Annotated in this window: 24 protein-coding genes and 1 pseudogene; 11 read left to right on the top strand and 14 right to left on the bottom strand. The window is 69.7% G+C overall.

Translation table 11 applies throughout. From position 1 onward, the window contains the following. Positions 1 to 44: 44 nt before the first annotated feature. On the top strand, positions 45 to 413 hold the full coding sequence (locus tag BR39_RS0122070; protein WP_029916230.1) for a hypothetical protein: 369 nt from the start codon (positions 45 to 47) through the stop codon (positions 411 to 413). A gap of 42 nt (positions 414 to 455) precedes the next feature. Here BR39_RS0122070 and BR39_RS0122065 read toward each other — a convergent pair whose 3' ends face one another. Continuing rightward, the gene (locus BR39_RS0122065; RefSeq protein ID WP_029916229.1) at positions 456 to 1,205 is read right to left on the bottom strand and encodes a glucose 1-dehydrogenase; all 750 of its coding nucleotides are present in this window, start codon (positions 1,203 to 1,205) and stop codon (positions 456 to 458) included. Positions 1,206 to 1,319: 114 nt separating this feature from the next. After that, complete coding sequence (locus BR39_RS0122060; protein ID WP_081916951.1) at positions 1,320 to 1,622, bottom strand: helix-turn-helix transcriptional regulator; 303 nt, start codon at positions 1,620 to 1,622, stop codon at positions 1,320 to 1,322. A 77-nt stretch (positions 1,623 to 1,699) separates the two neighbouring features. Here BR39_RS0122060 and rnr point away from each other — a divergent pair, with 77 nt between their 5' ends. Together rnr and BR39_RS0122050 are read left to right on the top strand one after the other, a co-directional pair. Further along, positions 1,700 to 4,021, top strand: coding sequence for a ribonuclease R (rnr, locus tag BR39_RS0122055; protein ID WP_029916227.1), 2,322 nt, complete (start codon positions 1,700 to 1,702; stop codon positions 4,019 to 4,021). 3 nt (positions 4,022 to 4,024) lie between these two features. Continuing rightward, positions 4,025 to 4,216, top strand: coding sequence for a hypothetical protein (locus tag BR39_RS0122050; protein WP_029916226.1), 192 nt, complete (start codon positions 4,025 to 4,027; stop codon positions 4,214 to 4,216). A gap of 127 nt (positions 4,217 to 4,343) precedes the next feature. Here the strand turns inward: BR39_RS0122050 and BR39_RS0122045 are convergent, their stop codons facing one another. Both BR39_RS0122045 and BR39_RS0122040 read right to left on the bottom strand, forming a co-directional pair. Further along, complete coding sequence (locus BR39_RS0122045; RefSeq protein ID WP_231499540.1) at positions 4,344 to 5,393, bottom strand: SGNH/GDSL hydrolase family protein; 1,050 nt, start codon at positions 5,391 to 5,393, stop codon at positions 4,344 to 4,346. Positions 5,394 to 5,443: 50 nt separating this feature from the next. Further along, entirely contained in the window at positions 5,444 to 6,739 is a 1,296-nt protein-coding gene (locus BR39_RS0122040; protein ID WP_029916223.1) for an amidohydrolase, read from the bottom strand. A gap of 171 nt (positions 6,740 to 6,910) precedes the next feature. Between BR39_RS0122040 and BR39_RS0122035 the strand changes: the two genes are divergently transcribed. The 4 genes from BR39_RS0122035 to BR39_RS0122020 all read left to right on the top strand — a co-directional run bounded on the left by BR39_RS0122035 (position 6,911) and on the right by BR39_RS0122020 (position 9,248). Beyond that, complete coding sequence (locus BR39_RS0122035) at positions 6,911 to 7,639, top strand: NUDIX hydrolase (protein WP_029916220.1); 729 nt, start codon at positions 6,911 to 6,913, stop codon at positions 7,637 to 7,639. Positions 7,640 to 7,660: 21 nt separating this feature from the next. Next, positions 7,661 to 8,110, top strand: a complete 450-nt coding sequence (locus BR39_RS0122030; protein ID WP_029916218.1) for a DUF6265 family protein — start codon at positions 7,661 to 7,663, stop codon at positions 8,108 to 8,110. Positions 8,111 to 8,191: 81 nt separating this feature from the next. Continuing rightward, entirely contained in the window at positions 8,192 to 8,359 is a 168-nt protein-coding gene (gene rpmG, locus BR39_RS0122025) for a 50S ribosomal protein L33 (RefSeq protein ID WP_010920317.1), read from the top strand. A gap of 103 nt (positions 8,360 to 8,462) precedes the next feature. After that, positions 8,463 to 9,248 carry a glutaminyl-peptide cyclotransferase gene (locus tag BR39_RS0122020; RefSeq protein WP_029916215.1) on the top strand — a complete coding sequence of 262 codons (786 nt, stop codon included), beginning with the start codon at positions 8,463 to 8,465 and terminating at the stop codon, positions 9,246 to 9,248. Positions 9,249 to 9,334: 86 nt separating this feature from the next. Here the strand turns inward: BR39_RS0122020 and BR39_RS0122015 are convergent, their stop codons facing one another. Together BR39_RS0122015 and divK are read right to left on the bottom strand one after the other, a co-directional pair. After that, positions 9,335 to 10,699 (bottom strand): PleD family two-component system response regulator, encoded by a 1,365-nt coding sequence (locus tag BR39_RS0122015; RefSeq protein WP_029916213.1) that lies wholly within the window; start codon positions 10,697 to 10,699, stop codon positions 9,335 to 9,337. A 3-nt stretch (positions 10,700 to 10,702) separates the two neighbouring features. Beyond that, a complete protein-coding gene (divK, locus tag BR39_RS0122010; protein ID WP_029916211.1) occupies positions 10,703 to 11,071 on the bottom strand; it encodes a cell-cycle response regulator DivK in 369 nt (122 codons plus the stop codon). Positions 11,072 to 11,194: 123 nt separating this feature from the next. Between divK and BR39_RS0122005 the strand changes: the two genes are divergently transcribed. From BR39_RS0122005 to BR39_RS0121995, 3 genes are all read left to right on the top strand, one after another. Further along, complete coding sequence (locus tag BR39_RS0122005) at positions 11,195 to 11,842, top strand: hypothetical protein (RefSeq protein WP_029916205.1); 648 nt, start codon at positions 11,195 to 11,197, stop codon at positions 11,840 to 11,842. Next, on the top strand, positions 11,839 to 13,122 hold the full coding sequence (locus BR39_RS0122000; RefSeq protein WP_029916203.1) for a DNA polymerase IV: 1,284 nt from the start codon (positions 11,839 to 11,841) through the stop codon (positions 13,120 to 13,122). The genes BR39_RS0122005 and BR39_RS0122000 overlap by 4 nt, the downstream gene beginning before the upstream one ends. 100 nt (positions 13,123 to 13,222) lie before the next feature. After that, complete coding sequence (locus BR39_RS0121995; RefSeq protein ID WP_081916950.1) at positions 13,223 to 13,702, top strand: DUF3224 domain-containing protein; 480 nt, start codon at positions 13,223 to 13,225, stop codon at positions 13,700 to 13,702. A gap of 12 nt (positions 13,703 to 13,714) precedes the next feature. Here BR39_RS0121995 and rodA read toward each other — a convergent pair whose 3' ends face one another. The 6 genes from rodA to BR39_RS0121965 all read right to left on the bottom strand — a co-directional run bounded on the left by rodA (position 13,715) and on the right by BR39_RS0121965 (position 20,900). Then, on the bottom strand, positions 13,715 to 14,872 hold the full coding sequence (gene rodA / locus BR39_RS0121990) for a rod shape-determining protein RodA (protein ID WP_029916199.1): 1,158 nt from the start codon (positions 14,870 to 14,872) through the stop codon (positions 13,715 to 13,717). Continuing rightward, positions 14,869 to 16,926, bottom strand: a complete 2,058-nt coding sequence (gene mrdA, locus BR39_RS0121985) for a penicillin-binding protein 2 (RefSeq protein WP_029916197.1) — start codon at positions 16,924 to 16,926, stop codon at positions 14,869 to 14,871. Before mrdA ends, rodA begins: the two co-directional genes overlap by 4 nt. A 4-nt stretch (positions 16,927 to 16,930) precedes the next feature. After that, positions 16,931 to 17,440: a hypothetical protein gene (locus BR39_RS0121980; protein ID WP_029916195.1), complete on the bottom strand. Its 510-nt coding sequence runs from the start codon at positions 17,438 to 17,440 to the stop codon at positions 16,931 to 16,933. Between the two features lies 1 nt (position 17,441). Continuing rightward, on the bottom strand, positions 17,442 to 18,551 hold the full coding sequence (gene mreC / locus BR39_RS0121975) for a rod shape-determining protein MreC (protein ID WP_029916194.1): 1,110 nt from the start codon (positions 18,549 to 18,551) through the stop codon (positions 17,442 to 17,444). Between the two features lie 48 nt (positions 18,552 to 18,599). Next, positions 18,600 to 19,643: a rod shape-determining protein gene (locus tag BR39_RS0121970; RefSeq protein ID WP_004623009.1), complete on the bottom strand. Its 1,044-nt coding sequence runs from the start codon at positions 19,641 to 19,643 to the stop codon at positions 18,600 to 18,602. A gap of 372 nt (positions 19,644 to 20,015) precedes the next feature. Continuing rightward, entirely contained in the window at positions 20,016 to 20,900 is an 885-nt protein-coding gene (locus BR39_RS0121965) for a DMT family transporter (RefSeq protein WP_029916193.1), read from the bottom strand. Positions 20,901 to 21,027: 127 nt separating this feature from the next. Between BR39_RS0121965 and BR39_RS0121960 the strand changes: the two genes are divergently transcribed. After that, complete coding sequence (locus BR39_RS0121960) at positions 21,028 to 21,501, top strand: hypothetical protein (RefSeq protein ID WP_029916192.1); 474 nt, start codon at positions 21,028 to 21,030, stop codon at positions 21,499 to 21,501. A 63-nt stretch (positions 21,502 to 21,564) separates the two neighbouring features. On the opposite strand, the gene BR39_RS0121955 is transcribed toward BR39_RS0121960, so the two are convergent. Continuing rightward, a complete protein-coding gene (locus BR39_RS0121955) occupies positions 21,565 to 23,139 on the bottom strand; it encodes a 2-isopropylmalate synthase (RefSeq protein ID WP_029916191.1) in 1,575 nt (524 codons plus the stop codon). A 320-nt stretch (positions 23,140 to 23,459) separates the two neighbouring features. After that, positions 23,460 to 24,178, bottom strand: a pseudogene (locus tag BR39_RS0121950) (TVP38/TMEM64 family protein); the annotation flags it as partial. Positions 24,179 to 24,350 lie beyond the last annotated feature (172 nt).

The following is a 24,350-nucleotide window of genomic DNA, read 5'->3' as shown; positions in this document are numbered from 1 at the left end:
TCGGCGCCCTTGGTCGGGGGAAAATTGGGGGTTAAGCTCAGTCCATGACGTCGCTCGAACGCCCCCTGCCGCTGCCCCTCGTGGTCGTGATCCTGTCGGCCGTCAGCGTCGGCGGCTTCGTGTTCGGCCTCAAGGGCGCCCTGGACAAGACCGACCACCAGGCGGTCTCGACCGCGCCCCTGGCCGAGGTCTCGGGCGTGCCGGTGCGCGACGCCACCCCGGCGGTCGCCGAGGCCGCCCCGCCCCCGCCGCCCGTCGTCGAGAAGCCCAAGCCGGTCGAGGAGGTCGCGGAGACCCCCGCCGATGAGGCGCCGGTCGTAGAGACCCCGCCCGCGACGCCGGCTCCCGTCGAGAAGAAGCCCGAACCGCCGCCGGCCCAGGCCACGCCGCAGCGGATCGAGGACCTGTACTGAAGGCCGCGCCGAGCGGACGCTCGGCGCGCCTCCACCGGCCGGCTAGCGGTTGCCGCCGGCCACGGCGATGATCTCGCCGGTGATCCAGAAGCTCTCGGGCGAGGCCAGGAAGACCGCCACCGGCGCGATGTCGGACGGCTGGCCCATGCGGCCCAGCGGGGTCTGGGCGACCATCTGGGTCTCGAGATCGCTGCCGATGATGCCCATGGCGTGGGTGCCTTCGGTCTCGACCGCGCCGGGCGAGAGGCTGTTGACCCGGATCTTGCGCGGACCCAGCTCCTTGGCCAGCACGCGGGTGATGGAGTCCACCGAGGCCTTGGTGGCCGTGTAGACCGAGGCGGTCGGGATATCGACCGTGGTCGCCGCCGAGCTGATGTTGATCACGCTGCCGCCGTCCGGACCGAAGCGCTTGGCCGCTTCCCGGGTGGCCAGCAGGACGCCCAGGACGTTGGTGTCGAACTGGCGGCGGTACTCGGCCTCGGTCACCTCCTCGATCGGCGCGAAGGCGTAGACGCCCGCGTTGTTGACCAGGATGTCGACGCCGCCGAACGCCTTCTGGGTTTCGTCGAACAGGCGCACGATGTCCCCGTCCTTGCCCACCGAACCCTGGACGGCGATGGCCTTGCCGCCGGCGGCGATGATCTCGGCCACCACCTTGTCGGCGCCCTCGCGGCTGGAGGCGTAGTTGACGGCCACCGCCGCGCCTTCCGCGGCCAGGGCCTTGGCGATGGCGGCCCCGATGCCCTTGGACGCGCCCGTGACGACGGCGGTCTTGCCTGAAAGCTTGCTCATGATCTCTCTCCGTTCGGCCGTTGGCCGGTCGCCTTAAGCGGCGAACGCTTCGATACTTAGATATGTATCGAAGTGATTCAACGGACGGGGCCGCGAGTTTTTTCGCGGGCGGAGTCAGATTTCGGCGAGCTGGGCCAGATAGGCGTTCAGGACGTCGCGCTGCAGGACCAGGAAGGCGAACTTGCCCTGGCGGCAGATGCGGATCAGCCCCGCCGTCTCCAGTTCCTTCATGTGGTGCGAGAAGGTGGCGGCGCTGACGGCGACATGCTGGGCCACCGCGCCGCACGGCGTGGGCTCGCTGGCGGCGCCGACTTCCTTGAGGATCTGGCGGCGGCGCGGTTCGGCCAAGGCCTTGGCGATCAGGTTCACCTGGCGTTCGTCCAGCACGATGCGCGGCGCGTCTTCCATGTCCCTCATATGCGATGCGCCCGCGCCGGAAGCAAATGGCCCCGGGGAGTGACGACATCGGGACCTCGACGCGCTAGACGTGCGTCATGGCCAAACCCCGTACGCCCAAGTCCTCCAAGTTCCCCGCCGCGTCGAAGAGCGCGAAGCCGCCCGCCGGCCTGCCGGATCGCGAGACCCTGCTGGCCTTCCTGCGCGACGCCGGCGAGAGCGGCAAGGCCGACATCGCCCGCCACTTCGGCCTGAAGGGCGCCGACCGCCGGGCCCTGCGCGAGATGCTGCGGGCCATGGAAGCCGACGGCAGCCTGGGCAAGCGCGGCCGCAAGGGCTTCGCCCAGGCCGGCGCCCTGCCCCCGGTCGGCGTGGTCGACGTGGTGGAGCGCGACGCCGACGGCGACCTCTATGTGCGCCTGACCAAGGATTCCGACGACACGCCCCAGGTCCGCCTGGCGCCCGGCAAGGGCGAGGCGGCCGGCGGCGCGCCGGGGATGGGCGACCGTCTGCTGGTCCGCTTCGAGACGCTGGAGAACGGCGAGACCGAGGCCCGGCTGATCAAGCGCCTGGGCCAGAGCGCCCACAAGATCCTGGGCGTGGTGCGCAAGGCGCGTCGCGAGACCCGCATCGAGCCGGTCGACCGCAAGTCCAAGGAAAGCCTGCTGATCGACAACCAGGCCGCCGCCGACCTCAAGGAGGGCGACCTGGTCCTGGCCCAGGTCAGCGGCGCCGGCTCGCGCTACGGACCCAAGTTCGGCAAGATCCTGGAGGTGCTGGGCAGCGAGGACGACCCGCGCGCCGCCTCGCTGATCGCCATCCACAGCCACGGCATCCCGACCGGCTTCTCGGAAGAAGCCGAGGCCGAGGCCAAGGCCGCCCAGCCGCCGACCCTGCAGGGCCGCGACGACCTGCGCGACCTGCCGTTCGTGACCATCGATCCGGTGGACGCCCGCGACCACGACGACGCCGTCTACGCCCATCCCGATCCGGACGCCTCGAACGTCGGCGGCTGGATCGTCTGGGTGGCCATCGCCGACGTGGCGGCCTATGTGCGCCCCGGCTCGGCCCTGGACCGCGACGCCCGCGAGAAGGGCAACAGCGTCTACTTCCCCGACCGGGTGGAGCCGATGCTGCCCGAGACCCTGTCCAACGGCCTGTGCTCGCTCCGCGAGGGCGAGAACCGCGCGACCCTGGCCGTGCGGATGGTGTTCGACGCCGGCGGCCGCAAGAAGGGCCACAAGTTCGTGCGCGGCCTGATGCGTTCGGCCGCCAAGCTGTCCTACGAGCAGGCCCAGGCCGCCATCGACGGCGTGCCCCCGCCCGCCGGCCAGGACCCCGACAAGGCCGGACCGCTGCTGGACCCGATCCTGAGGCCCCTGTGGGCCGCCTTCCGCCTGATGGGCAAGGGTCGCGAGGCCCGCTCGCCCCTGGCCATCGAGAGCGACGAGCGCCGGATCGTCATCAAGGAGGGCGAGATCCAGTCGATCACCCGCCGCGCCAGCCTGGAAGCGCACAAGCTGATCGAGGAGATGATGATCCAGGCCAACGTCTCGGCCGCCGAGACGCTGGAAGCCAAGCGCATGCCGCTGATCTACCGCGTCCACGACACGCCCAGCGACGAGAAGGTGATGAACCTGGGCGAGTTCCTGCAGACGCTGGAAATCCCCTGGTCCAAGGGCCAGGCCCCGACGACGGCGCGGTTCAACAAGCTGCTGGACGACACCCGCGAGAGCCCGCACGCGGCGATCATCAACGAGGTGGTCCTGCGCACCCAGATGCAGGCCCACTACTCGGCCGACAACATGGGCCACTTCGGCCTGAACCTGGCCCGCTACGCCCACTTCACCAGCCCGATCCGCCGCTATGCCGACCTGATCGTGCACCGGGCCCTGATCCGTGCCCTGGGCCTGGGCGACGACGGCCTGACCGACCAGGACATCGCCCAGATCAAGGACACCGCCGAGGTCATCACCCACGCCGAGCGCCGGGCCATGGCGGCCGAGCGCGACGCCACCGACCGCTACATCGCCGCCTTCCTGGCCGACCGGGTGGGCGCGACCTTCACCGGCCGGATCACCGGCGTCACCCGCTTCGGCCTGTTCGTGAAGCTGGACGAAACCGGGGCCGACGGCCTGGTGCCGGTCTCGACCCTGGGCGAGGAGTATTTCGTCCACGACGACCGCATGCACGCCCTGGTCGGCGAGCGCACCGGCAAGCGCTTCCCCCTGGGCCTGGCGGTCGAGGTGCGGCTGCGCGAGGCCACGCCCGTGACCGGCGGCCTGGTGTTCGAGATGCTGACGGACGCGCTGCCGCGCGATCCGAAGGCGCCGCAACCCCGACTGGGCGTGCGGGCGCGGACGCCGGTCAAGCCGCGCGGCGGCCTGCCGAAGGGCGTCCGGCGCGGGAAGCGGCGGTAGGGTATGGCTCGGTCGAGCTACATTTGCGGCTTCTGCGGCTCGGATATCGCATCCGATGACATCGCGTTGTCGCTCGCGATCAGCGGCTTGAACGTCGAGGACGGAGCGACGCAAGGCATCGTGGTTCACGGCGCTTGTCTCGCGGAACGACTGCACCCCTCCGTGCCGTTCATCGCCGAGGCCTTTGAGGACTAAGGCGCGCCTTTTTCGTTGTCATCCCGGAAAGCGCGCAGCGCTTGTCCGGGACCCAGGTGAACCGCAAGACCTCAGTCCAGTCCCCTGGGTCCCGGACAGCCTCTGCGAGGCTTCCGGGATGACAACCTTAGTGTGCTGAAAACGCCGGAACCGCCTTCGCCGCTTCCTCCAGCCGATCCGCCATCATCCTCTGGTCGGCCACAGACGGGTGCCAGTCGCACGCCCCCAGGTCCATGCCGGTGATCCGCACCGGGGTCGCCAGGCCGGGCGTCGTCGCGTCCACCGTCTTGGCCACCGCCTCGACGTCGGCGGCGAAGCTGTCGCCGGCGATCAGCAGGAAGCGCGCCTGAGGCTGACGCTTGGCCAGGTCGCCGATGAAGCGGACATAGGCCTGGCGGTAGTCGGCGTGCAGGGCCTCGGCGTCCGCCCAGGCCTCGCCGGGCGCGACGGGCGTCGAGAAGTCGTTGGTGCCCAGACCGATCACGATCAGGTCGGGCCGCCAGGCCTCGGCCGGATCGACGACCGGCGCCGCCTCGCCCGGGATCATCCGCGGATAGAGCGCCGGCAAGGTCTGGCCCGGCGCCGCGCCGCCGTAGTTGCGCACCACGCCCCGTCCGGAGAACGCGACGATGCGGTAATCGGCGTCCAGCCGGCGCGCCAGCAGCGGACCGAAGGTCAGGCTGGTGTCGGTCTGGTCGTGAATCTCGGCCTGGGTGCAGCTGTGCTTGGTCGCCCGCACGCCGTAACCGACGGTGTGGGAGTCGCCGATGAACTCGATCCTGCGCGCGCGGACCGGCGGCGGCAGGGCCTGGCCGCGCTTGCCGACGGTGAAGCCCAGGAACCGCGCCGAACCGGTCTGGCTCTCGGTCAGCTTGTCGACCCGCACCACGTGCTCGCCCGGTCCCAGGTCGTCGTAGGTCAGGTGCGCGACGCCCGGCATGGCCACCTCGTTGCGGACCTTGCCGTCGATGCTGACGGCCAGCACCTCGAGCTGCGGATCGATCGCCACCTCAACGGACCGCCCCGTGAAGCGCCCCTCGAAATAGACGCCGGGCCAGCCGAAGGCGTAGACGCCGTCGGGCTGGGCCACGACCCGCCCGCCGATGTTGGGCGTCAGGGCGGTCTGGGCCGAGACGGGGCTCGCCAGGCACAGGGCCGCGACGGCGGCCAGGAACACGTATCTCAAGCGGATCTCCTCGAAGCGCCCCAAGACGCCGATTCCAGGCGCTACTTCCGGGCCAGATAGTCCAGCGCCAGCAGCACCTCGGCCTTCACCCCGGTCTCGAACACCGCCTCGTCGACGTCGAAATAGGGCGAGTGGTTGGCCGAGGCCGTGGCGGCGGGCACGTTGGCCGGGCGGCCGCCCAGCTGGATGAACACGGCCGGCACCTTCTCGCCGTAGCGCGAGAAGTCCTCGGCCCCGGTGACCAGGGCCGCCTGGTCGTCGACCTTGCCCGGCGAGGCCTGCTCCAGCACCGGCTTGACCCAGGCCGACAGGGCCGGGTCGTTGCGGGTGACCGGATAGGGCTGGGTGAACACCGCCTGGGCCTTGGCGCCATAGCGGTCGCCGATGGCGGCCACGGCCTTCTCGACCTTGTCGATCACCTCGGCCCGGCGCTCGGGATTGAAGGTGCGCAGGGTGCCGGTCATGGTCAGGTCTTCGGGGATGATGTTGTTGCGCACCCCCATGTTGATGGTCGCCACGGTCAGGACGGTGGGCGAGGCGCCGACGTCCACCTGGCGCGCGGCGATCTGGTTGAAGGCCTGGACGATGTCGGCGGCGACGCTGGCCATGTCGACGCCGGCCCAGGGCCGCGCCCCGTGGGTCTGCTTGCCCTTGACCGTGATGGTCAGGCGGTCGGAGCCCGCATAGAAGCCGCCGGTCCGGTAGTTCAGGGCGTGGGCGTCGCCGGGGCCGATGTGCAGGCCGAAGATGGCGTCGACCTTGGGATGGTCCAGGGCCCCGTCCCGGATCATCAGGCCCGCCCCGCCCTCCTCGCCGGCCTGGGAGCCCTCCTCGGCCGGCTGGAACAGCACCACGACGGTCCCTGGGATGTCGGCCTTCATGCCGGCCAGCACGGTCGCCGCGCCCAGCAGCATGGCCACGTGGGTGTCGTGGCCGCAGGCGTGCATGACCGGCAGGGTCCGGCCCTCCCACTGGGCCGTGGCCTTGGAGGCGAACGGCAGGCCGGTCTTCTCCTCGACCGGCAGGGCGTCCATGTCGGCGCGCAGGGCTACGACCTTGCCGGGCTTGCCGCCCTTCAGCACCCCGACCACGCCGGTGCGGCCCACGCCCTCGCGGACCTCGAAGCCCAGGGCGCGCAGTTCCTTGGCCACCAGGGCCGCCGTGCGGACCTCCTGGTTCCCCAGCTCGGGATGTTCGTGGATGTCGCGCCGCCAGGCCACGGCCTTGGGCTGGACGGCCTTGGCGGCGGCGGCCACCTGGGCGGTCGAGGGGGCGGCCATGGCCGGCGCGGCCGATAGCGCGGCGATCAGAGCCAGCGCCGAAACCCTTGCGAACATGCCATCCCTCGATTTCTGAAATCCCCGGAGGAGCTTGAGACGGTTTGGGGACACGCCGCAAGGGCATGTCCCCGTCTCGAGCTGGGGACATGCCCTCGGGCGTGTCCCCAAAGCACTCCTTGCCCCTACGGACGGCTGGCGTCCGCCCGAGTCGGGTCTAAGCTCCTCCGCATGGACGAGCCGATCGACGCCAAATTCGACACCCGCAACGACGGCGACGTCCGCGATCCGGCCGCCGGCGTGCTGAAGCCGCGCCACGCCGCCACCCTGATCGTCGTGCGCGACGATGGGGAGAAGCCCCGCATCCTGATGGGTCGCCGCAACCGGGGCCTGGCCTTCATGGCCGACAAGTGGGTGTTCCCCGGCGGCCGCGTCGACCGCGCCGACTACGCCGCGCCCTCGGCCAGCGAGCTGCCCCCCGACACGACCGCGCGCCTGGGCCTGGAACCCCGCCACGCCAACCCCGCCCGCCTGGCCCGCGCCCTGGCCCTGGCGGCGGTGCGCGAGACCTTCGAGGAGACCGGCCTGCTGCTGGCCAAGGAAGCCCCGGCAAGACCCGCCGGCGGCGCCTGGCGGCCGTTCCTGGCCCAGGGGGCCCTGCCCGACCTGGCGCCGCTGGCCTTCGTGGCCCGGGCCATCACCCCGCCCTATCGCACCCGCCGCTTCGACGCCCGGTTCTTCATGGCCCCAGCCAGCGCCCTGCTGAGCCTGGAGCGCCAGCCCGACTGCGGCGAGCTGGACGAGATCGGCTGGTTCGACTTCGACCAGGCCCGCGAACTGGACCTGCCCAACATCACCCGCTTCGTGGTCCACGAGGTGGCCCAGCGCCTGGCCGACCCTGGACGCCCGGCCCCGTTCATGCGCTTCCTGCGCGGGGCGCGGCAGTTGAGTTATCTCTAGAGCGCCCTTACGAGGCCGCCCATGCTCGCTCTAGCCCTCGCCGCCGCCCTCGCCGGCCCGTCCGCGACCATCGACCAGATGGCCTGGCTGAAGGGCTGCTGGATCCAGACCAAGCCGAACGGCGGCGTCGTCGAGGAACTGTGGATGCCCCCCGGAGGCGGCGTGATGCTGGGCCTGGGCCGCACGACGCGCGACGGCAAGCTGCGCGAGTACGAATACACCCGCATCGTCGAGGCCGACGGATCGCTGGCCTACATGGCCGAGCCCTCGGGCCAGGAGAAGGCGACCTTCCCGCTCAAGAGCCTGTCGGCGGACGAGGCGGTGTTCGAGAACCCGGCCCACGACTTCCCCCAGCGGGTGATCTATCGTCGCCTGGGGCCCGACGCCGTGACCGGCCGGATCGAGGGCCAGATGGGCGGCCAGGCCAGGAGCGTCGATTTCCCGTACAAACGATGCGCGACCGGCAATTGACTTTGGCGCGCCGCTGAGTATGTTCCGCGCCTCTTAATTCGACCGCGTAGGGACCTGCGCGACCATCGCAGGGATTCGACCATGGCCAAACCGGCTTCCATCAAGATCCGCCTGAACTCGACGGCGGACACCGGCTTCTTCTACGTGACCAAGAAGAACGCCCGCACCAAGACCGAGAAGATGGTGCTGAAGAAGTACGATCCGGTCATCCGCAAGCACGTCGAATTCCGCGAAGGCAAGATCAAGTAGGTCTGCCGACCCTTCGTGATGCGACAAGACGCCCGGCCGCAAGGTCGGGCGTTTTTCGTTCAGTCGTCTTGTTTTCGCCGTCAGGGAAAGGCCTAGCTGGGCCATGCGTCGACTCCCGCTTCAGGCCCTCCGGCTGGCCGCTCTCTTGCTTGTTGGCGCTGGTTCGCCGCTGGCTCACGCCCATGCCGCCACGCCGGTCTACGGCTACGAGGTGGTGCGCACCTATCCCCACGATCCCAACGCCTTCACCGAGGGGCTCTTCCTGCGCGACGGGTTCCTGTACGAGAGCACCGGCCTGCAGGGCGCCTCGTCGATCCGCAAGATCGTGCTGGAGACGGGCAGCGTCGAGAACGAGCGCCAGATCTCCAGCCAGTACTTCGGCGAAGGCATCGTCGACTGGAAGGACAAGCTGATCGAGCTGACCTGGAAGGACCAGATCGGCTTCGTCTACGGCATCGACGACTTCGAGACCCGCGGCGAATTCGCCTACCAGGGCGAAGGCTGGGCCCTGACCCGCGACGACAAGCGGCTTATCATGAGCGACGGGACCTCGCGCCTGCGGTTCATCGACCCCGAGACCCTCAAGGAGACCGGCGGCGTCACCGTCACGGACGAAGGCCGGCCGGTGGACCAGCTGAACGAGCTGGAATGGGTCAAGGGCGAGATCCTGGCCAATATCTGGCAGACCGACCGCATCGCCCGCATCGACCCTGCCACGGGCAAGGTGAAGGGCTGGATCGACCTGACCGGCCTGCTGCCGCCCGAGGAGCGGGCCCGGGCCGACGTCCTGAACGGCATCGCCTACGACGCCAAGGCCGACAAGCTGATCGTCACGGGCAAGCTGTGGCCGCGGCTGTACGAGATCAGGCTGGTGGCGCCGAAGCGCTGACGGGGACATGCCCTTGCGGCGTGTCCCCAATTCCAGGCTCAGCGGATGCTGATGGGGACACGCCCGAGGGCATGTCCCCGGCCCTGCTAGGCCGCCTTCCCCACCACGAGGTTCCGGCCGGACTTCTTGGCCTCGTACACCGCCTCGTCGGCCCGCTTCATCAGGGTCTCGGGGGTGTCGTTGGGGCCGCTGCTGGCCGAGACGCCGACCGAGATGGTCACGGTCAGGACCTCCGCGCCCTGGGCGACGTGGAAGGGCGAGCCGGAGACGTGCATGCGGATCCGCTCGGCGATGCGCAGGGCGTCGGCCAGCTGGGTGTCGGGCATGATCACCGTGAACTCCTCGCCGCCGTAGCGGCAAGGCAGGTCGACGGCGCGGACGTTGGAGGCCAGGCGCAGGGCGAACTCGCGCAGCACCTCGTCGCCGACGTCGTGGCCGAAGGTGTCGTTGATCTTCTTGAAGTGGTCGATGTCGATCAGCAGGGCCGAGACCGGGTCGCCGCCCAGGGCCGCGCGTTTGACCAGCGAGTCCAGCTGGCCGGCCATGTAGCGGCGGTTGTGCAGCCCGGTCAGCTGGTCGGTGACGGCCAGCTCCAGGCTGTGGTCCAGGTTCTGGCGCAGATAGTCGGTGTAGCGCTTGCGCTGGATCTGGGTCTTGACCCGGGCCGACAGCTCCTGCGGGTCGATCGGACGCGGCAGGACGTCGTTGATCCCGATCTCCAGCGCCTTGACGATGCGCGGGCGCTCGTCCGGATCGACCATGGCCAGGATCGGCAGGTGGCGGGTGCGCTCGTCCGAACGCAGGCCGGCGGCGAAGCGCAGGCCGTCGAAGCCCTTGGCCGCCGCGTTGATGATCACCAGGTCGACCGGCCCGCCGGCGCTGATCTGGGCCTTGATCGGATCGGATTCGACCACCGGGCGGTGCTCGACCGCCAGCTCGGCGGCCACGCGCTGGGCCTGGCGCTCGTTGTCGTCGACCACCAGCACCCGGCCGCCCAGGCCGTCCAGGCGCGAGGCGGCGCCGGCGATCACGCCCATGCGGCGGCCCGAGGCCTCGCGCTGGCGCAGTTCGTCGAGGACCAGCTTGAAGCGGGTCAGGCTGCGCACCCGGGCGAACAGCATGACGTCGTCGATGGGCTTGGTCAGGAAGTCCGAGGCGCCCGCCTCCAGGCCCTGGATGCGGTCGGCGCGGCCGTCCAGCGCCGTGACCAGCACCACCGGGATGTGGCGGGTGGCGGGGTCTTCCTTGAGTTTCTTGCAGACGGTGAAGCCGTCCATGCCGGGCATCATCACGTCCAGCAGGATCACGTCGGGCAGCTCGCTGGCCGCCAGGGCCAGGGCGGTGGGGCCGTCATAGGCGACCGAGACCTGGTAGTACTCGGCCGTCAGCTTGGCCTCGAGCAGGCGGACATTGGCCTCGATGTCGTCGACGACCAGGATGCGCGCGCTCACGGCCTACCTCTCCAGCAACCGGCGGATGGTGTCCAGGAAGTGCGACACCGAGATGGGCTTGGAGATATAGGCCTCGCACCCGCCCTCACGGATGCGCTCCTCGTCGCCCTTCATGGCGAATGCCGTAACGGCGACGACGGGGATATGTGACAGATCGTCATCCTCCTTGAGCCACTTGGTGACTTCAAGGCCGGAGATCTCGGGCAGCTGGATGTCCATCAGGATCAGGTCCGGACGGTGCTCGCGGGCGATCGACAGCGCCTGCAGCCCCTCGCGGGTCTGCAGGGTCTCGTAACCCTGGGCCTCGAGCAGGTCATGAAAGAGTTTCATGTTCAGCTCGTTATCCTCGACGATGAGGACCTTCTTCGTCATCCTGACCCCGACCATTCCGGTCCGTGGCGATGCGTGAGGGATTCGCGTCGCTTCTGGATTCCAGATCGCACGAATATCCTTAAGCCCGCGCTAATCGCGTTTTACCCCCGCCGACCGTAGATCATGGAACCCTGTTTTTCAGACCTCGAAGCCTGCACGGTGCGCCCTGACGCGCCCCTGGTCATCGTCGATGTGGACGAGGTGCTCGCACGTTTCATGCATGGCTTCGGAACGTTCATCGGGCGCCATGGATTCGAGCTGCGATTCGACCGCTTCGCCCTGTTCCAGAACATCTACCGCCCGGGCGAGACCGAGCACCTGGACCTGATCGCCGGCCGGGCCCTGTTCAACGACTTCTTCCGCGACGGGGCCGACGATCTGCTGCCCGCCGAGGGCGCGGCCGACGCCCTGGCCGACCTGTCGGCCCGCGCCGACGTGGTGATCCTGACCAACGCCCCCGAGCACGGCCGCCAGTCGCGCGCCCGCTGGCTGAAGACCCACGGCTTCGACTATCCGCTGGTGATCAACAGCGGTCCCAAGGGACCGTCGGCGGCGCACCTGTCGCAGCGCACGGCCTCGCCCTCGGTGTTCGTCGACGACCTGCTGCCGCAACTGGATTCGGTGGCCGAGAGCGCGCCGTGGGTCACCCGCTTCCAGATGGTGGCCGACGAGCGCCTGCGTCCTCTCGCCCCCTCCGATCCCGAGCGGCACGCCCGCATCGACCTGTGGCCGGACCTGAAGACGGCCATCGAGCGCACGCTGTTCAAATGAAAGCGCTCTGCCGCGACTGCCTGGCGACGGGCGAGGCCAAGGTCTCGCGCTGTCCGGCCTGCGGTTCGCCGCGCGTGGTGTTCCACGAGGAGCTGGGCCGGCTTTCCATGGCCCACATGGACTGCGACGCCTTCTACGCGTCGGTCGAGAAGCGCGACGACCCGTCCCTGCGCGACAAGCCGGTGATCGTGGGCGGCGGCAAGCGCGGGGTGGTGACGACGGCCTGCTACATCGCCCGCATGAGCGGCCCGCGCTCGGCCATGCCGATGTACAAGGCGCTGAAGCTGTGCCCGCAGGCCGTGGTCATCAAGCCCAACTTCGCCAAGTACAAGCACGAGAGCCGGCGGATCATGGCCAAGCTGGAGGCCCTGACGCCCCTGGTGCAGCCGCTGTCGCTGGACGAGGCCTGGATCGACCTTTCGGGCACCGAACGCCTGCACGGCGCGCCGCCGGCGGTGATGCTGGCGCGGGTGCAGAAGGCGATCGAGGAAGAGGTGAACATCACGGTCTCGATCGGCCTGGCCCCCAACAAGTTCCTGGCCAAGATCGCGTCCGAGCTGGACAAGCCGCGCGGTTTCTCGGTGATCGGGGCGACCGGGATCGAGGCGTTCCTGGCCCCGCGACCGGTGTCGATCCTGCCCGGGGTGGGCCCGGCCACGGTGACCGCCCTCGCCCAGGAGGGCCTGCGCACCGTGGGCGACATCGCCAACGCCGACCTCAAATGGCTGGTCAAGGTGCTGGGCTCGGGCGGCCTGCGCCTGCACCACCTGGCCCACGGGCGCGACACCCGGCTGGTCGATCCCGACCAGGAGCGCAAGACGATCAGCGCCGAGACCACCTTCAACGACGACCTCTACAAGCGCGAGGACCTCGAGGACGAGCTGTGGCCCCTGTGCGAGAAGGTCGCCCGCCAGGCCCGGGCCGGCGGGGTGGCGGGACGGGTGGCGACGCTGAAGCTGCGCACGCCCGACTTCAAGATCCACACCCGCCGCCGCACCCTGCCCGTCCCGACCCAGACCGCCCGCACCCTGTTCCAGGTGGCCCGCGAACTGCTGGCGGCGGAACCCAAGGGCCTGCACTACCGCCTGATCGGCGCGGGCCTGACCGACTTCGTCCCCGCCGAGGGCGCGGCCGACGACTTCTTCGCCGGCGACGAGCGCCGGGCGCTGAAGAGCGAGACGGTCATCGACGGGCTGCGGGGCAAGTTCGGCGCGGCGGCCGTGGTCACGGGACGGGCGCTGAAGGGCGCGGCGCCGGCCAAGACGCCGCCCGAGGAGTGACGCGCCGCCGTTGGCGGGCGGGATCGCGCCGTTCGCAGCATTCCGGTTGAAAGACCCTTGCGGTCCCGCAAGGGTTTCGGCGTCCAACCTGGAGCGCCCGATGATCTTCCGCCACCTGACCTTCGCCGCCCTGGCCGCCGCCGCCCCGGCCGTCTCGTCGCCCGCCCTGGCCGCCACGCCGCATCACGCCACGGGGACCTTCGAGGTCAGGATCGTCCCGGCGACCGAGGACAAGGGCCCTGATGGGGGCTCGACGCTCAGCCGGCTGACCCTGGACAAGACCTATGCCGGCGCCCTGACGGCGACCAGCAAGGGCGAGATGCTGGCGGCCGGCGGGTCGGTGCCGACCTCGGCGGCCTATGTGGCGGTGGAGCGGATCACCGGAACCCTGGACGGCCGCGCCGGCAGCTTCGCCGTCGTCCAGCACGGCTGGATGCAGGGCGACCAGCGGGTGATGGACGTGATGATCGTGCCCGACTCCGGCGGCGGCGCGCTGAAAGGGCTGGCCGGCACGTTCAGGATCGAGATCAAGGACGGCAAGCACTTCTACGTCATGGACTACACGCTGGACGGCCAGTAGCCCCCCGGCCGACTACATCAGCGAGCCCTTGCCGCTGGTCACTTCGGTATAGCGGTGCACCCGCACGGCCTGGACCAGGCCGAAGCCGACCATGACCGTCAGCATGACGGTGCCGCCGTACGACAGCATCGGCATGGGCACGCCCACCACCGGCGCCATGCCCATCACCATCGCGCCGTTGATCAGCACGTAGAGGGCGAAGGTGGCGGTCACACCGGCGGCCGACAGGCGTCCGAAGTGGCTGTGGCTGATCGAGGCGATGCGCAGGGCCATGAAGATCGCCACGCCGTACAGGAACAGCACGCTGACGCAGCCCAGGAAGCCGAACTCCTCGGCCAGGGTGGCGAAGATGAAGTCGGTCTGCTTTTCCGGCAGGAAGTTCAGCTGGCTCTGCGAGCCCAGGCCGAAACCCTTGCCCAGCAGGCCGCCCGAGCCCAGGGCGATCTTGGACTGCATGATGTGGTAGCCGTTGCCCGACGGGTCCTTCTCCGGGTCCATGAAGGTCAGGATCCGGTTGCGCTGGTAGTCGTGCAGCACGAAGAAGATGAACGGCGGCAAGGCGGCCAGGCCGGCCACGATCCCGACGATGATCAGGCGCAGCGATAGGCCGGCCAGCACCATCACCGCCAGGCCCGGCAGGGCGATCAGCACCGCGGTGCCCAGGTCGGGCTGGTGGGCGACCAGCAGGGTCGGCGCGCCGATCAGGGCGGCGGGGATCAGCAGCTTCCACGACAGCCGGGCGCTGTCGGCCGACAGGCCGTGATAGTAGCGGGCCAGGGCCAGGACGACGCCGATCTTCATGATCTCGGACGGCTGGAAGCGCAGCGGCCCGATGGCCAGCCAGCGCTGGGCGCCCAGAGACACGTCGCCGACCGCCTCGACCGCCACCAGCAGCAGCAGGGCCACGCCGTAGATCGGATAGGCCAGGGTGAACCAGACGCGCAGGTCCACCATCGCCAGCAGGATCATCATCACGAAATAGATGCCGAAGCGCAGCAGGTGCTTGTCGGCCCACGGCTCCCACGAGGCGCCGGCGATCGAGAACAGCATCAGCGCGCCGGTGCCGGCGATCAGGCACAGGACCAGACACAGGGTCCAGTCGATCTCCATGAACTTGATGATCGGCCGGTCGCGTTCGCCGGGCCGGCTGAGGCCGCCGCTGAGGGTCATCGGGGAGCTCCAGGGACGGGAGGCGCGGGAACGATAGGCGTGGCGGGGGCCCCACCACTCGGAAATGGCGGCGGCGCGCCCACGGTCGGATCGTCGGGGGCGGCGCCCTCGACCGAACCGTCCGCGGCGGCGTCATCCGGTTCCGGCGGCAGCGGCATGGGACGCTCGATACGGGCGCGGACCTCGGGGTCCTTCAGCAGCGCGACGCGCATCACCTCGCGGGCCCGCGGGGCGCCGGCGGTGGCGCCGCCCAGGCCGCCGTGCTCGATGATGACGGCCACGGCGTAGCGCGGATCGTCGTAGGGAGCGAAGGCCACGAACAGATTGTGGTCCTTCAGCCGCCAGGCGACGTTGGTGCTCTTGCGGTCGGCGACCTTGTCGTAGCTGCGGACCTGGGCCGTGCCGGTCTTGCCGGCCATCTTGACGTCGCCCAGGCCCAGCTGGCTCTGGCGATAGGCCGTGCCGCGCACGTCGTTGGCCACGGCCTCCATGCCGCCGCGCACATAGGCCAGATGCTCGGGCGTGAACGGCAGGTCGGGCACGGCCGCGCCGCTGGGCTGCTCGACGCCGCCGACCGACTTGATCAGGCGCGGATTGAGCGCCTTCTTGCTGTTGGCCAGGCGCGAGGTCATCACCGCCAGCTGCAGGGCGTTGACCAGCAGCGCGCCCTGCCCGATCCCGTAGGACGGCGTCTCGCCCGGAAACCAGATCTGGTTGGCCGGATTCTTCTTGAAGGCCCGCTTCTTCCACTCGCGGTCGGGCACCAGGCCCTTCTTCTGGCCGGGGATGCCGATGTCGAACACCTGGCCGAAGCCCATGGCCCGCGCGGCGCTGGCGATGGCGTCCGGCCCGATCTTCAGGGCCGTCTGGTAGAAGTAGATGTCGCAGCTGTTCTTGATGGCGTCGTGCAGGTTCTGCGAGCCGTGGCCGCGCTTCTCCCAGCACCGCCAGGTGCGGCCGCCATAGTACCAGCTGCCGCCGCAATTGACCCGCACCTCGGGGTCGACCCCGGCGGTCAGGGCGGCCAGGCCCACGGTCGGCTTGAAGGTCGAGCCGGGCGGGAAGTTGCCGGTCAGGGCCTTGTCCAGCAGCGGCTTGCGCTCGTACTCGGCCAGGGCCTTGTACTCGGGGCCGGACAGGCCCTTCACGAAGCGGTTGGCGTCGAAGCTCGGGGCCGAGACCATGGCCAGCAGGTCGCCGTTGCGGATGTCCATCACGACGATGGCGCCGCTCTCGTCGCCCATCACCTCCAGCGCCCGGTTCTGGATATCGGCGTCCAGGGTCAGGCGCACTTCCTTGCCTGGGGTGGGCGGGATGTCGCCCTCGGGGTCCAGGCGGACCACGCGGCCCTGGGCGTCGACCTCGGCCTTGGTGGCGCCGGGGCGGCCGCGCAGCTCGCGGTCCAGGGCCTTCTCCACGCCCTGCTTGCCGATCCGGAAGCCCGGATGGTGCAGCAGGTCCTGGTCGGGCTCGTCCTTGGCCTTCTCCAGGTCGCGGTCCGAGACCTTGGCCACGTAGCCGATCACATGGGCGAAGGCGCCGCCGAACGGATAGACCCGCACCTCGCCCATGTCGGCGGTCACGCCGGGCAGCTCGGGCGCGCGGATGTTGACGCGGGAGAACTCCTCCCAGGTCATGTCCTCCATCACCGCCACCGGGGCCTTCTTCGGCGCGCGGGCGATGTCCTTGATCAGGCGGGCGCGACGGGTGCCGTCGATCGGCACCAGCTTGGCCAGGTCGTCCAGCGTGGCCTCGACGTCGAAGTCCTTGGACTCCTTGCTGACCATCAGCCGGAAGTTCGGGCGGTTCGAGGCCAGGGCCACGCCGTTGCGGTCCAGGATCAGGCCGCGCGGCGGCGGCGTCAGGCGGTAGTTGAACTGGTTGCCTGCCGACAGCTTCTGGTACCGACGGGCCTCGACCAGCTGCAGCTGGGCCAGGCGTCCGCCCAGGGCCAGCAGGCCGCCGCCGGCCAGGCCGCCCATCAGGAACGCCCGGCGGTGGAACACACCCTGACGTTCGTTGACCTCGAAGAAGAAGATTGACGGTTCGCTCATGGCGTCACCGGAACCGAACGTCCGCGTCCTCGAACCGGTCGATCAGCCGGTGGGCGAACGGGAACAACAGGGCCGTGACCAGGAACTGCCAGAACACGGCCAGGAGGCTGGGCATGGCCAGGCTGTCCAGCATGCTGAACAGGAAGCCGCCGGCCATGGCCACGGCGGTGACCCCGGCGAACCAGGCCCACATCATCGGCCGGCTCTGGCCGGTCATCATGTTGCGGCCGGTCAGGGCCGTGGCGTAGGCGATCAGCAGCGACAGGCCCCACAGGCCGGTCGGTCCGCCCCAGAACATGTCCAGGAACAGGCCCAGCAGCAGCAGGGCGAAGGGCGCCAGGATCGAGGGGCGGATCAGGGCCCAGGCGAAGGCCGGGACCATGGCGAACACCGGCTCGGGCAGCTGCAGGCCGAAGATGCGGATCGGTGCGGCGAAGGCGATGGTCGCCAGCACGCAGAACAGCGCGGGCACGCCCAGCCAGCGGCCGGGATGCAGAGGCCGCGCGCCGCCCATCCTAGATCGCCCCGCCGGCCGGCTGGCCCGCGGTCGGCTTCGGCGTCGGCTTCGGCGTCGCGGGTTTCGGGGCCGGGGTGGTCGGCGGCTTGGCGGCGGGCGCGACCGTCGTCGCACCGGGGGCGGCCGGCGGCGTGGAGGTCGCCGGAGCGGTCTGGGCCGGCGGCTTGGCCGGAGCGGTCGCGGTCGGTCCCAGGATCGAGACGTCGGGGTCCTCGGTGGTGACCGGCGGCAGGCTGCGGGTCAGCAGCGCCTTCTGGTCGGCCAGCTGCGAGAAGTCCTTGAACAGCAGGATGCGGACATAGTCGATGGCCGCGTCGTCGGCGAACAGCACCACGCGCCAGCGGCCGTCCAGGCCCTTGACCGCCGCGCCCACCGGCAGGCCGCGCGGCACCACGCCGCCGTCGCCCGAGGTGACGACCCGGTCGCCTTCCTTGATCGGGTCGACGCCGCGCAGATATTCCAGCTTGGGATTGGGGCCGCCGTCGCCGGTCAGGATGGCGCGGGCGTTGGTGCGGTCGATCATCACCGGCGTGCGCGAGGCGATGTCGGTCAACAGCAGCACCCGGCTGGCCCCGTGAGCCACGCCGACCACGCGGCCGACCAGGCCGCGCTCGTTCATCACCGGATTGCCGACCACCACGCCCTTTTCCGAGCCGCTGTCGGCCAGGCGGGTGTTGGCGAACGGTCCGCGGGTGTCGCTGACGACGCGGGCGGCGACCATCGGAATCGGCGGATCGGTGCGCAGGCCCAGCAGCGACTGGTAGCTCTGGTTCTTGTCGACCTCGGCCAAGTACATGTCGCGATAGCCGCGCATCTCCTTCAGCTCGGCCTTCAGCCGGCGGTTCTCGGAGGCGGTGAAGAAGTAGCTGCTGATGAAGTCGACGCCCAGGCCGGTCCAGCGGCCGGGCGCGGCGATCACGCCGCTGACCGGCTTGGACACCGTGTCGACCGTCTGGCGGGTGACGCCATAGGCCTGTTGCTGAAGGGTCTCGCGCCGATCGGCCAGCAGGAACGCCACCGCGATCACGACCGCGACGATCAACGCCACGGCCGCGGTCCACGTCAGCGGCACTTTCAGGTCACCGAGCGGACCTTCGCGAAAGGGCACGTACTAGTTCTCCCGACGCCCCCCGCGGCGTCCAGACTGAATTGACGCCTAGGCGAGAGTCGATTCAAGCACGCCCTTCATCCACTTGGGATGCTCGAGCACCTTGCCGCAGCCCAGGGCCACGCACGACAGCGGATCGTCGGCCACGGTGACCGGCAGGCCGGTGTGGTCGCGGATCTCGGCGTCCAGGCCGCGCAGCAGCGCGCCGCCGCCGGTCAGCATGATGCCCTTGTCGGCGATGTCGCTGGCCAGTTCCGGCGGGGTGGCTTCCAGGGCCACCTTCACGGCCTCGACGATCTGCCCGACCGGTTCGGCCAGGGCGTCGGCGGCCTGCTTTTCCGAGATGCGGACTTCGCGCGGCACGCCCTGCATCAGGTCGCGGCCCTTGACGTCGATCGACAGGCCTTCGCCGTCGGCCGGGGCGCGGGCGGTGCCGATTTCCTTCTTGATGCGCTCGGCGGTCGTCTCGCCGATCAGCAGGTTATGGTGGCGGCGCATGTAGCTGATGATCGCCTCGTCCATCTTGTCGCCGCCGACGCGGACCGAACGCGAATAGACGATGCCCGACAGCGACAGCACGGCCACTTCGGTGGTGCCGCCGCCGATGTCGACGACCATCGAGCCGGTCGGCTCGTGGATGGGCAGGCCGGCGCCGATCGCGGCGGCCATCGGTTCGTCGATCAGGCCCACGCGGCGGGCCGAGGCGTTCAGGCAGCTGTCGTTGATGGCGCGGCGTTCCACGGCGGTGGCGCCCGACGGCACGCACACGATCACCTTGGGGTTCACGAAGCCCTTGCGGTTGTGGACCTTGCGGATGAAGTACTTGATCATCTCCTCGGCGACTTCGAAGTCGGCGATGACGCCGTCGCGCATCGGGCGGATGGCTTCCATGTGGCCCGGCGTGCGGCCCAGCATCTGCTTGGCCTCGATCCCCACGGCGTGGACGATCTTGCGGCCCCCGACATTACGCAGCGCGACCACCGACGGCTCGTTCAAGACGATGCCCTTGCCCTTCATGTAGATGAGGGTGTTGGCGGTGCCCAGGTCGATGGCGATGTCGTTGGAGATGACGCCGAAGAGGGAAGAAAACATTGAAAGCCCTGACTGAGGGATAGGGGGGCGAAGGCGACGGGTCTTTAGAAAGAGAAGATGGCGGTAGGCGGAAACGGAGCCATTTGCGTCGCCGAAGCGACGAAGGCGAAGGGAAAAGATGGCTCCTACTTCAATTCCAAAGGAGGACAACATGATTCCCGCAAAATGCGGGCTTATGTCCCATTGACGAGCGCCTGCCGCACGACGGGAGCGCAGGCTCCCCGCCGCGCCGTCGTCTGACTGCCACAAAGCTGCCGACGAAGCCCGTTTGCCCTGCGAAAGCGTTGAATTCAAGGTCTATTACAGCCCCTGGATCACCTGTTTTCGCAGAACGGCGGCGCCGGGGGTTTCATCCCAGAAACATGGCGTTTTCTAGCCGAGCGCGGCCATGGCCACCCCGGCCGCCGCGATCAGGCCGAAGATCATCTGAACGGCGGTCAGTCTCTCGGCGAACAGGCGGCGTCCCGCGAAGGCCGCGATGGGCGCCTCGACCACCCCGACCGCCCTCACCTGCCCCGCCGGCGCCAGGGCCAGGGCGATGAACCAGCCGGCCGAGGCCGCCGCGCCCCAGAACCCCGCCCCCAGCGACGGCCGCCAGGCCCGGGCCACGGCGACCAGGGCGGCGCGATCGGTGATCGCCAGGAACGCGCCCAGGGCCAGGGTCTGGGCGATCTGCACGGTCATCAGGGTGACCACCGCGGCGAAGATCGGATGGCCGGGCTCCAGGGCGTGGCCGGCCTGGCGGAAGGCGTTCAGGCAGAAACCGAACGCCAGGCCCGACAGCAGGGCGAAGACCGCGCCGCTGACGGGCTTCTCGCCCGACGCGCCGGTGCGGGGCCAGGTGACCACCAGCAGGGCCACGCTGGCCAGGCCCACGCCGGTCCAGCCCAGGGCGCTCAGCTTCTCGCCATAGACCAGCAGGCCCAGCAGGGCGGCCAGGGGGATCGAGCTCTGCTGGACCGCCGTGGCCACCGCGAAGCCGGCGCGGCGCATGGCCACCAGCAGGGCGGCGGTGGCGGCGATCTGGCTGGCCCCGCCCAGCAGGGCCGCCGCCCAGAAGGCCGGGGTCGCGTGCGGCTGCTCGCCCCGCGTCAGGGCGAAGGCGACCGCCACGAACACCGCCGTGAACGGCAGGCCGAACAGGAACCGCACCAGGGTCGCGCCCCAGGGCCCCGTGTCGCCCATGACCGAGCGCTGGGCGGCGTTGCGGGCCACCTGGGCGAACGAGGCCGCGATGGTGATGGGAATCCAGATCATCGGATCATCCTTATGCCGCCCTTATGCGGACGGCGTGTTTCCGAATGGAGGTCTTAGGCCGCTTGGGCGCACACCCTGGCCGTCGGCCCGTCCGGTGACGGGCGCGACCAGTCAGAGGTTCTCGACCATGTCGTCCCATCCGTTCCGTCAGGCCGCGCAGTTCCTGCTCGGCGTTCCGACCGAGGGGATCCACAACACGCTCGGGCGCATGCTCGCCGTCGCCCAGGCCACGCCGCTGTGTTTCGTCGCGGTGACCGGGCCCGAGGCGGGCGAGGCGATGAGCGTGCTCTGGCGCAAGGGCTACGACCGGGTCGAGGCGGCCCGCCGGGCCACCTGCCGCGCGGCCGACGAACAGAGCGACGTGCTGCTGATCGTGGGCTGCTCGACCGTGGCCGACGCGCGCGCCGCCGCGGCCTCGACCCTGACCATGCTCCGCCCGGGCGGGGCGATGGTCATCGACGCCGGCGCGTTCCTGGATCAGGAGCCGCGCCGGGCGCTGTGCGAGGATCTGCGGGCCCTGGGCCTGGAGGTGGAACCCCAGGCCTGCCTGTCGGCGGAGCTGTTGGCGACGCGGCCGTTCTCGAAGCGGGAAGCGGCCTAGAGCCTTCCTTCGGAAGGCTCCACGTCAAGCACTTGGAGCGCGTTCAGCGCGCTCCAGCGGTGGCTAGAAGCCGCTGGCGATCGCCGCTTCCGGCCGGCTCTTTTCCTTGCGCGCCATGAGGTTGTTCAGGGCGTTCACATAGGCCTTGGCCGAGGCGGTCAGGGTGTCGGTGTCGGCCGCCTGCCCCGTGGCGATGCGGCCGTCTTCCTCGAGGCGGACCGAGACCTGGGCCTGGGCGTCGGTGCCTTCGGTCACCGCGTGCACCTGGAACAGGCGCAGGGCGGCGTTGTGCGGCACGATCGCCAGGATCGCGTTGAACACGGCGTCCACCGGACCGTCGCCCGAGGCCTCCGAGGTCTTGGTCTCGCCGTCGACTTCCAGGGTCAGCTCGGCCGACTGGCCGTCGGTGCCGGCCACCACGCGCAGGTGGGTGACGCGGATGCGCTCGGAACCGCGCGCCAGGGCGTCGTCGACCAGGGCGATGATGTCGTCGTCGTAGACGTGCTTCTTGCGGTCGGCCAGGTCCTTGAAGCGGCCGAAGGCCTCCTTCAGGGCGTTCTGGCCCAGCTCGTAGCCCAGGTCCTTCAGCTTGGCGCGGAAGGCGTGGCTGCCCGAATGCTTGCCCATGACCAGGCTGGACGGCGCCTGGCCGACCGATTCCGGGGTCATGATCTCGTAGGTCTCGCGGTTCTTCAGCATCCCGTCCTGGTGGATGCCGCTTTCATGCGCGAAGGCGTTCTTGCCGACGATGGCCTTGTTGTACTGCACCGGGAAGCCGGTGATGGCCGAGACGTAGCGGCTGGCGCGGGTGATGTGGGTGGTGTCGATGCCCGTCTGGAACGGCAGGCGGTCGCCGCGCACCTTCAGGGCCATGACGATCTCTTCCAGGGCGGCGTTTCCGGCCCGCTCGCCCAGGCCGTTGATCGCGCACTCCACCTGGCGCGCCCCGCCCTGCACGCCGGCCAGGCTGTTGGCCACGGCCAGGCCCAGGTCGTTGTGGCAGTGGGTCGAGAAGACCACCCGGTCGGCGCCGTCGACGTTCTCGACCATCCACTTGAACAGGTCGGCGTATTCGGACGGATAGGTGTAGCCGACGGTGTCGGGCAGGTTGATCGTCGTGGCGCCGGCCTTGATGGCGGTCTCGATGGCGCGGCGCAGGAACTGGCGGTCGCTGCGGGTGGCGTCCTCTGCCGACCACTCGACGTCGTCGCGCAGGTTGCGGGCGTGGCCGACCGAGCGGGCGATCACGTCGATGACGGCGTCCGGCTCCATCTGCAGCTTGTGCTTCATGTGCAGGTCGCTGGTGGCGATCACCACGTGGATGCGGCCGCGCTGCGTACCCTTCAGGGCCTCCGCACACCTGTCGATATCCACCTGGTGGGCGCGGCACAGGCCGGCGATGGTGGAGTTCTTGACGATCTTGGCGATCTCGCGGACCGCTTCGAAGTCGCCGTTCGAGGCGATCGGGAAGCCGGCCTCGATGACGTCGACCCCCATCTCCTCGAGGATCTTGGCCAGTTCCAGCTTCTCGTCATGCGACATTGAGGCGCCGGGCGATTGCTCGCCGTCGCGCATGGTGGTGTCGAAAATGACGACGTTGTCGCGCTTTTCAAAAGCGGCGGGCGATACGGAGCTCATGGGATCTACTCGTCGGAAGGTGTCTGCGTGCGGGCGGCGATTGGGTCAGTCATCCCCTGCGCGCCCGGCCACGACGATGCGCGGCCCCTAGAGCGCCCAGGGGTTGGTAAGCCGAAGCGAAAGCAGTTGGCGCGCGACGTTCATGGTTCGCTTTCTACACAGCGCCCCGAAAAGCGGCAAGCATTTTGCGTTAATCGATCAATTCGCCGCATGCGGAGCAAGTTTTCACCCGCACAGGTGGGGCGGCGGGTCAACTCAACCACGACTTGGCGAGGTTCACGCGTCAAACGCCCCGGAGATCGCGCCGAGACGCGCGAACCGCCCTCGCCTAGTCCGCCGCTTCCTCGCGCTTCTTCAGCCAGTTCCGGGCGATCAGGCCGGCGCCGATCCAGACCGCGACGGCGATCACCAGCATCACGATGTGCTGCTTGCCGCCGCCCTTCAGGGCCTGGACGATCGAATTGCCGGCGAAGGCGGTCAGGGCGATCTTCGGGATGATGCCGACGGCGGTCCCGGCGGCGAAGTCGCGGATTTTCATCGGCGTGACGCCGGCCGCCATGTTGACGACGATGAACGGCGCCGAGGGCACCAGGCGCACGATCAGGCTGGCCAGGAAGCCGTTGCGGCCGATCAGCTTCATGAACTTGGCCACGCCGTCGCCAGCCAGGTCCTTCAGCAGCCGCCCCCCGAACGCCCGCCCCAGCCAGAACCCGACCAGGGACGAGACCAGGGTGCCGATCCAGCTGTAGGCGAAACCGGTCCAGGGCCCGAAGGCCACCACCGCCGCCGCGATCAGCACGAACTGGGGCACGCCGATGAAGGCCAGGACCGCGAAGGCGCTGACCGCGACCGGCAGGGCCCAGGGCCCGTGGGCCGCGCCCAGCCACTGCTCGACCGTCACCTCGCCGTTCAGGCCCAGCAGCTGGGCCCCGAACAGGAAGACCACGCCCACCCCGCCGAACAGCACGAACGACACCGCGATCGTGCGCCAGGCCTTGGCGTCCATGTTGGTGAAGAAGTCGATCAGGCGACGAAGCATGCGCCTGCCTCGCCCATGCCCAACGCCCGGTCAAGCACGCCGCGGACGCAAATCGCCCATCGGCCGCTCATTTTCTCGTCAAGCTTCCCGTGGGACGGGTCCGCGGCAAGGTTAAGTTTCCCGCGAGGCGACATTCCCGTTGCGAAGCTGTCGTAAGGCGCGGCTAAGTTAT

This window comes from Caulobacter sp. UNC358MFTsu5.1 (genome assembly GCF_000712075.1).
GTDB lineage: Bacteria > Pseudomonadota > Alphaproteobacteria > Caulobacterales > Caulobacteraceae > Caulobacter.
This window is presented reverse-complemented; position numbering and strand designations above follow the sequence as displayed.

Excerpts from the sequence above, each read along its gene's own strand:
- BR39_RS0122070 (WP_029916230.1), top strand. The coding sequence starts at position 45 with ATGACGTCGCTCGAACGCCCCCTGCCGCTGCCCCTCGTGGTCGTGATC.
- BR39_RS0122065 (WP_029916229.1), bottom strand. The coding sequence starts at position 1,205 with ATGAGCAAGCTTTCAGGCAAGACCGCCGTCGTCACGGGCGCGTCCAAG.
- BR39_RS0122060 (WP_081916951.1), bottom strand. The coding sequence starts at position 1,622 with ATGAGGGACATGGAAGACGCGCCGCGCATCGTGCTGGACGAACGCCAG.
- rnr (WP_029916227.1), top strand. The coding sequence starts at position 1,700 with ATGGCCAAACCCCGTACGCCCAAGTCCTCCAAGTTCCCCGCCGCGTCG.
- BR39_RS0122050 (WP_029916226.1), top strand. The coding sequence starts at position 4,025 with ATGGCTCGGTCGAGCTACATTTGCGGCTTCTGCGGCTCGGATATCGCA.
- BR39_RS0122040 (WP_029916223.1), bottom strand. The coding sequence starts at position 6,739 with ATGTTCGCAAGGGTTTCGGCGCTGGCTCTGATCGCCGCGCTATCGGCC.
- BR39_RS0122035 (WP_029916220.1), top strand. The coding sequence starts at position 6,911 with ATGGACGAGCCGATCGACGCCAAATTCGACACCCGCAACGACGGCGAC.
- BR39_RS0122030 (WP_029916218.1), top strand. The coding sequence starts at position 7,661 with ATGCTCGCTCTAGCCCTCGCCGCCGCCCTCGCCGGCCCGTCCGCGACC.
- rpmG (WP_010920317.1), top strand. The coding sequence starts at position 8,192 with ATGGCCAAACCGGCTTCCATCAAGATCCGCCTGAACTCGACGGCGGAC.
- BR39_RS0122020 (WP_029916215.1), top strand. The coding sequence starts at position 8,463 with ATGCGTCGACTCCCGCTTCAGGCCCTCCGGCTGGCCGCTCTCTTGCTT.
- divK (WP_029916211.1), bottom strand. The coding sequence starts at position 11,071 with ATGACGAAGAAGGTCCTCATCGTCGAGGATAACGAGCTGAACATGAAA.
- BR39_RS0122005 (WP_029916205.1), top strand. The coding sequence starts at position 11,195 with ATGGAACCCTGTTTTTCAGACCTCGAAGCCTGCACGGTGCGCCCTGAC.
- BR39_RS0122000 (WP_029916203.1), top strand. The coding sequence starts at position 11,839 with ATGAAAGCGCTCTGCCGCGACTGCCTGGCGACGGGCGAGGCCAAGGTC.
- BR39_RS0121995 (WP_081916950.1), top strand. The coding sequence starts at position 13,223 with ATGATCTTCCGCCACCTGACCTTCGCCGCCCTGGCCGCCGCCGCCCCG.
- rodA (WP_029916199.1), bottom strand. The coding sequence starts at position 14,872 with ATGACCCTCAGCGGCGGCCTCAGCCGGCCCGGCGAACGCGACCGGCCG.
- mrdA (WP_029916197.1), bottom strand. The coding sequence starts at position 16,926 with ATGAGCGAACCGTCAATCTTCTTCTTCGAGGTCAACGAACGTCAGGGT.
- BR39_RS0121980 (WP_029916195.1), bottom strand. The coding sequence starts at position 17,440 with ATGGGCGGCGCGCGGCCTCTGCATCCCGGCCGCTGGCTGGGCGTGCCC.
- BR39_RS0121970 (WP_004623009.1), bottom strand. The coding sequence starts at position 19,643 with ATGTTTTCTTCCCTCTTCGGCGTCATCTCCAACGACATCGCCATCGAC.
- BR39_RS0121965 (WP_029916193.1), bottom strand. The coding sequence starts at position 20,900 with ATGATCTGGATTCCCATCACCATCGCGGCCTCGTTCGCCCAGGTGGCC.
- BR39_RS0121960 (WP_029916192.1), top strand. The coding sequence starts at position 21,028 with ATGTCGTCCCATCCGTTCCGTCAGGCCGCGCAGTTCCTGCTCGGCGTT.
- BR39_RS0121955 (WP_029916191.1), bottom strand. The coding sequence starts at position 23,139 with ATGAGCTCCGTATCGCCCGCCGCTTTTGAAAAGCGCGACAACGTCGTC.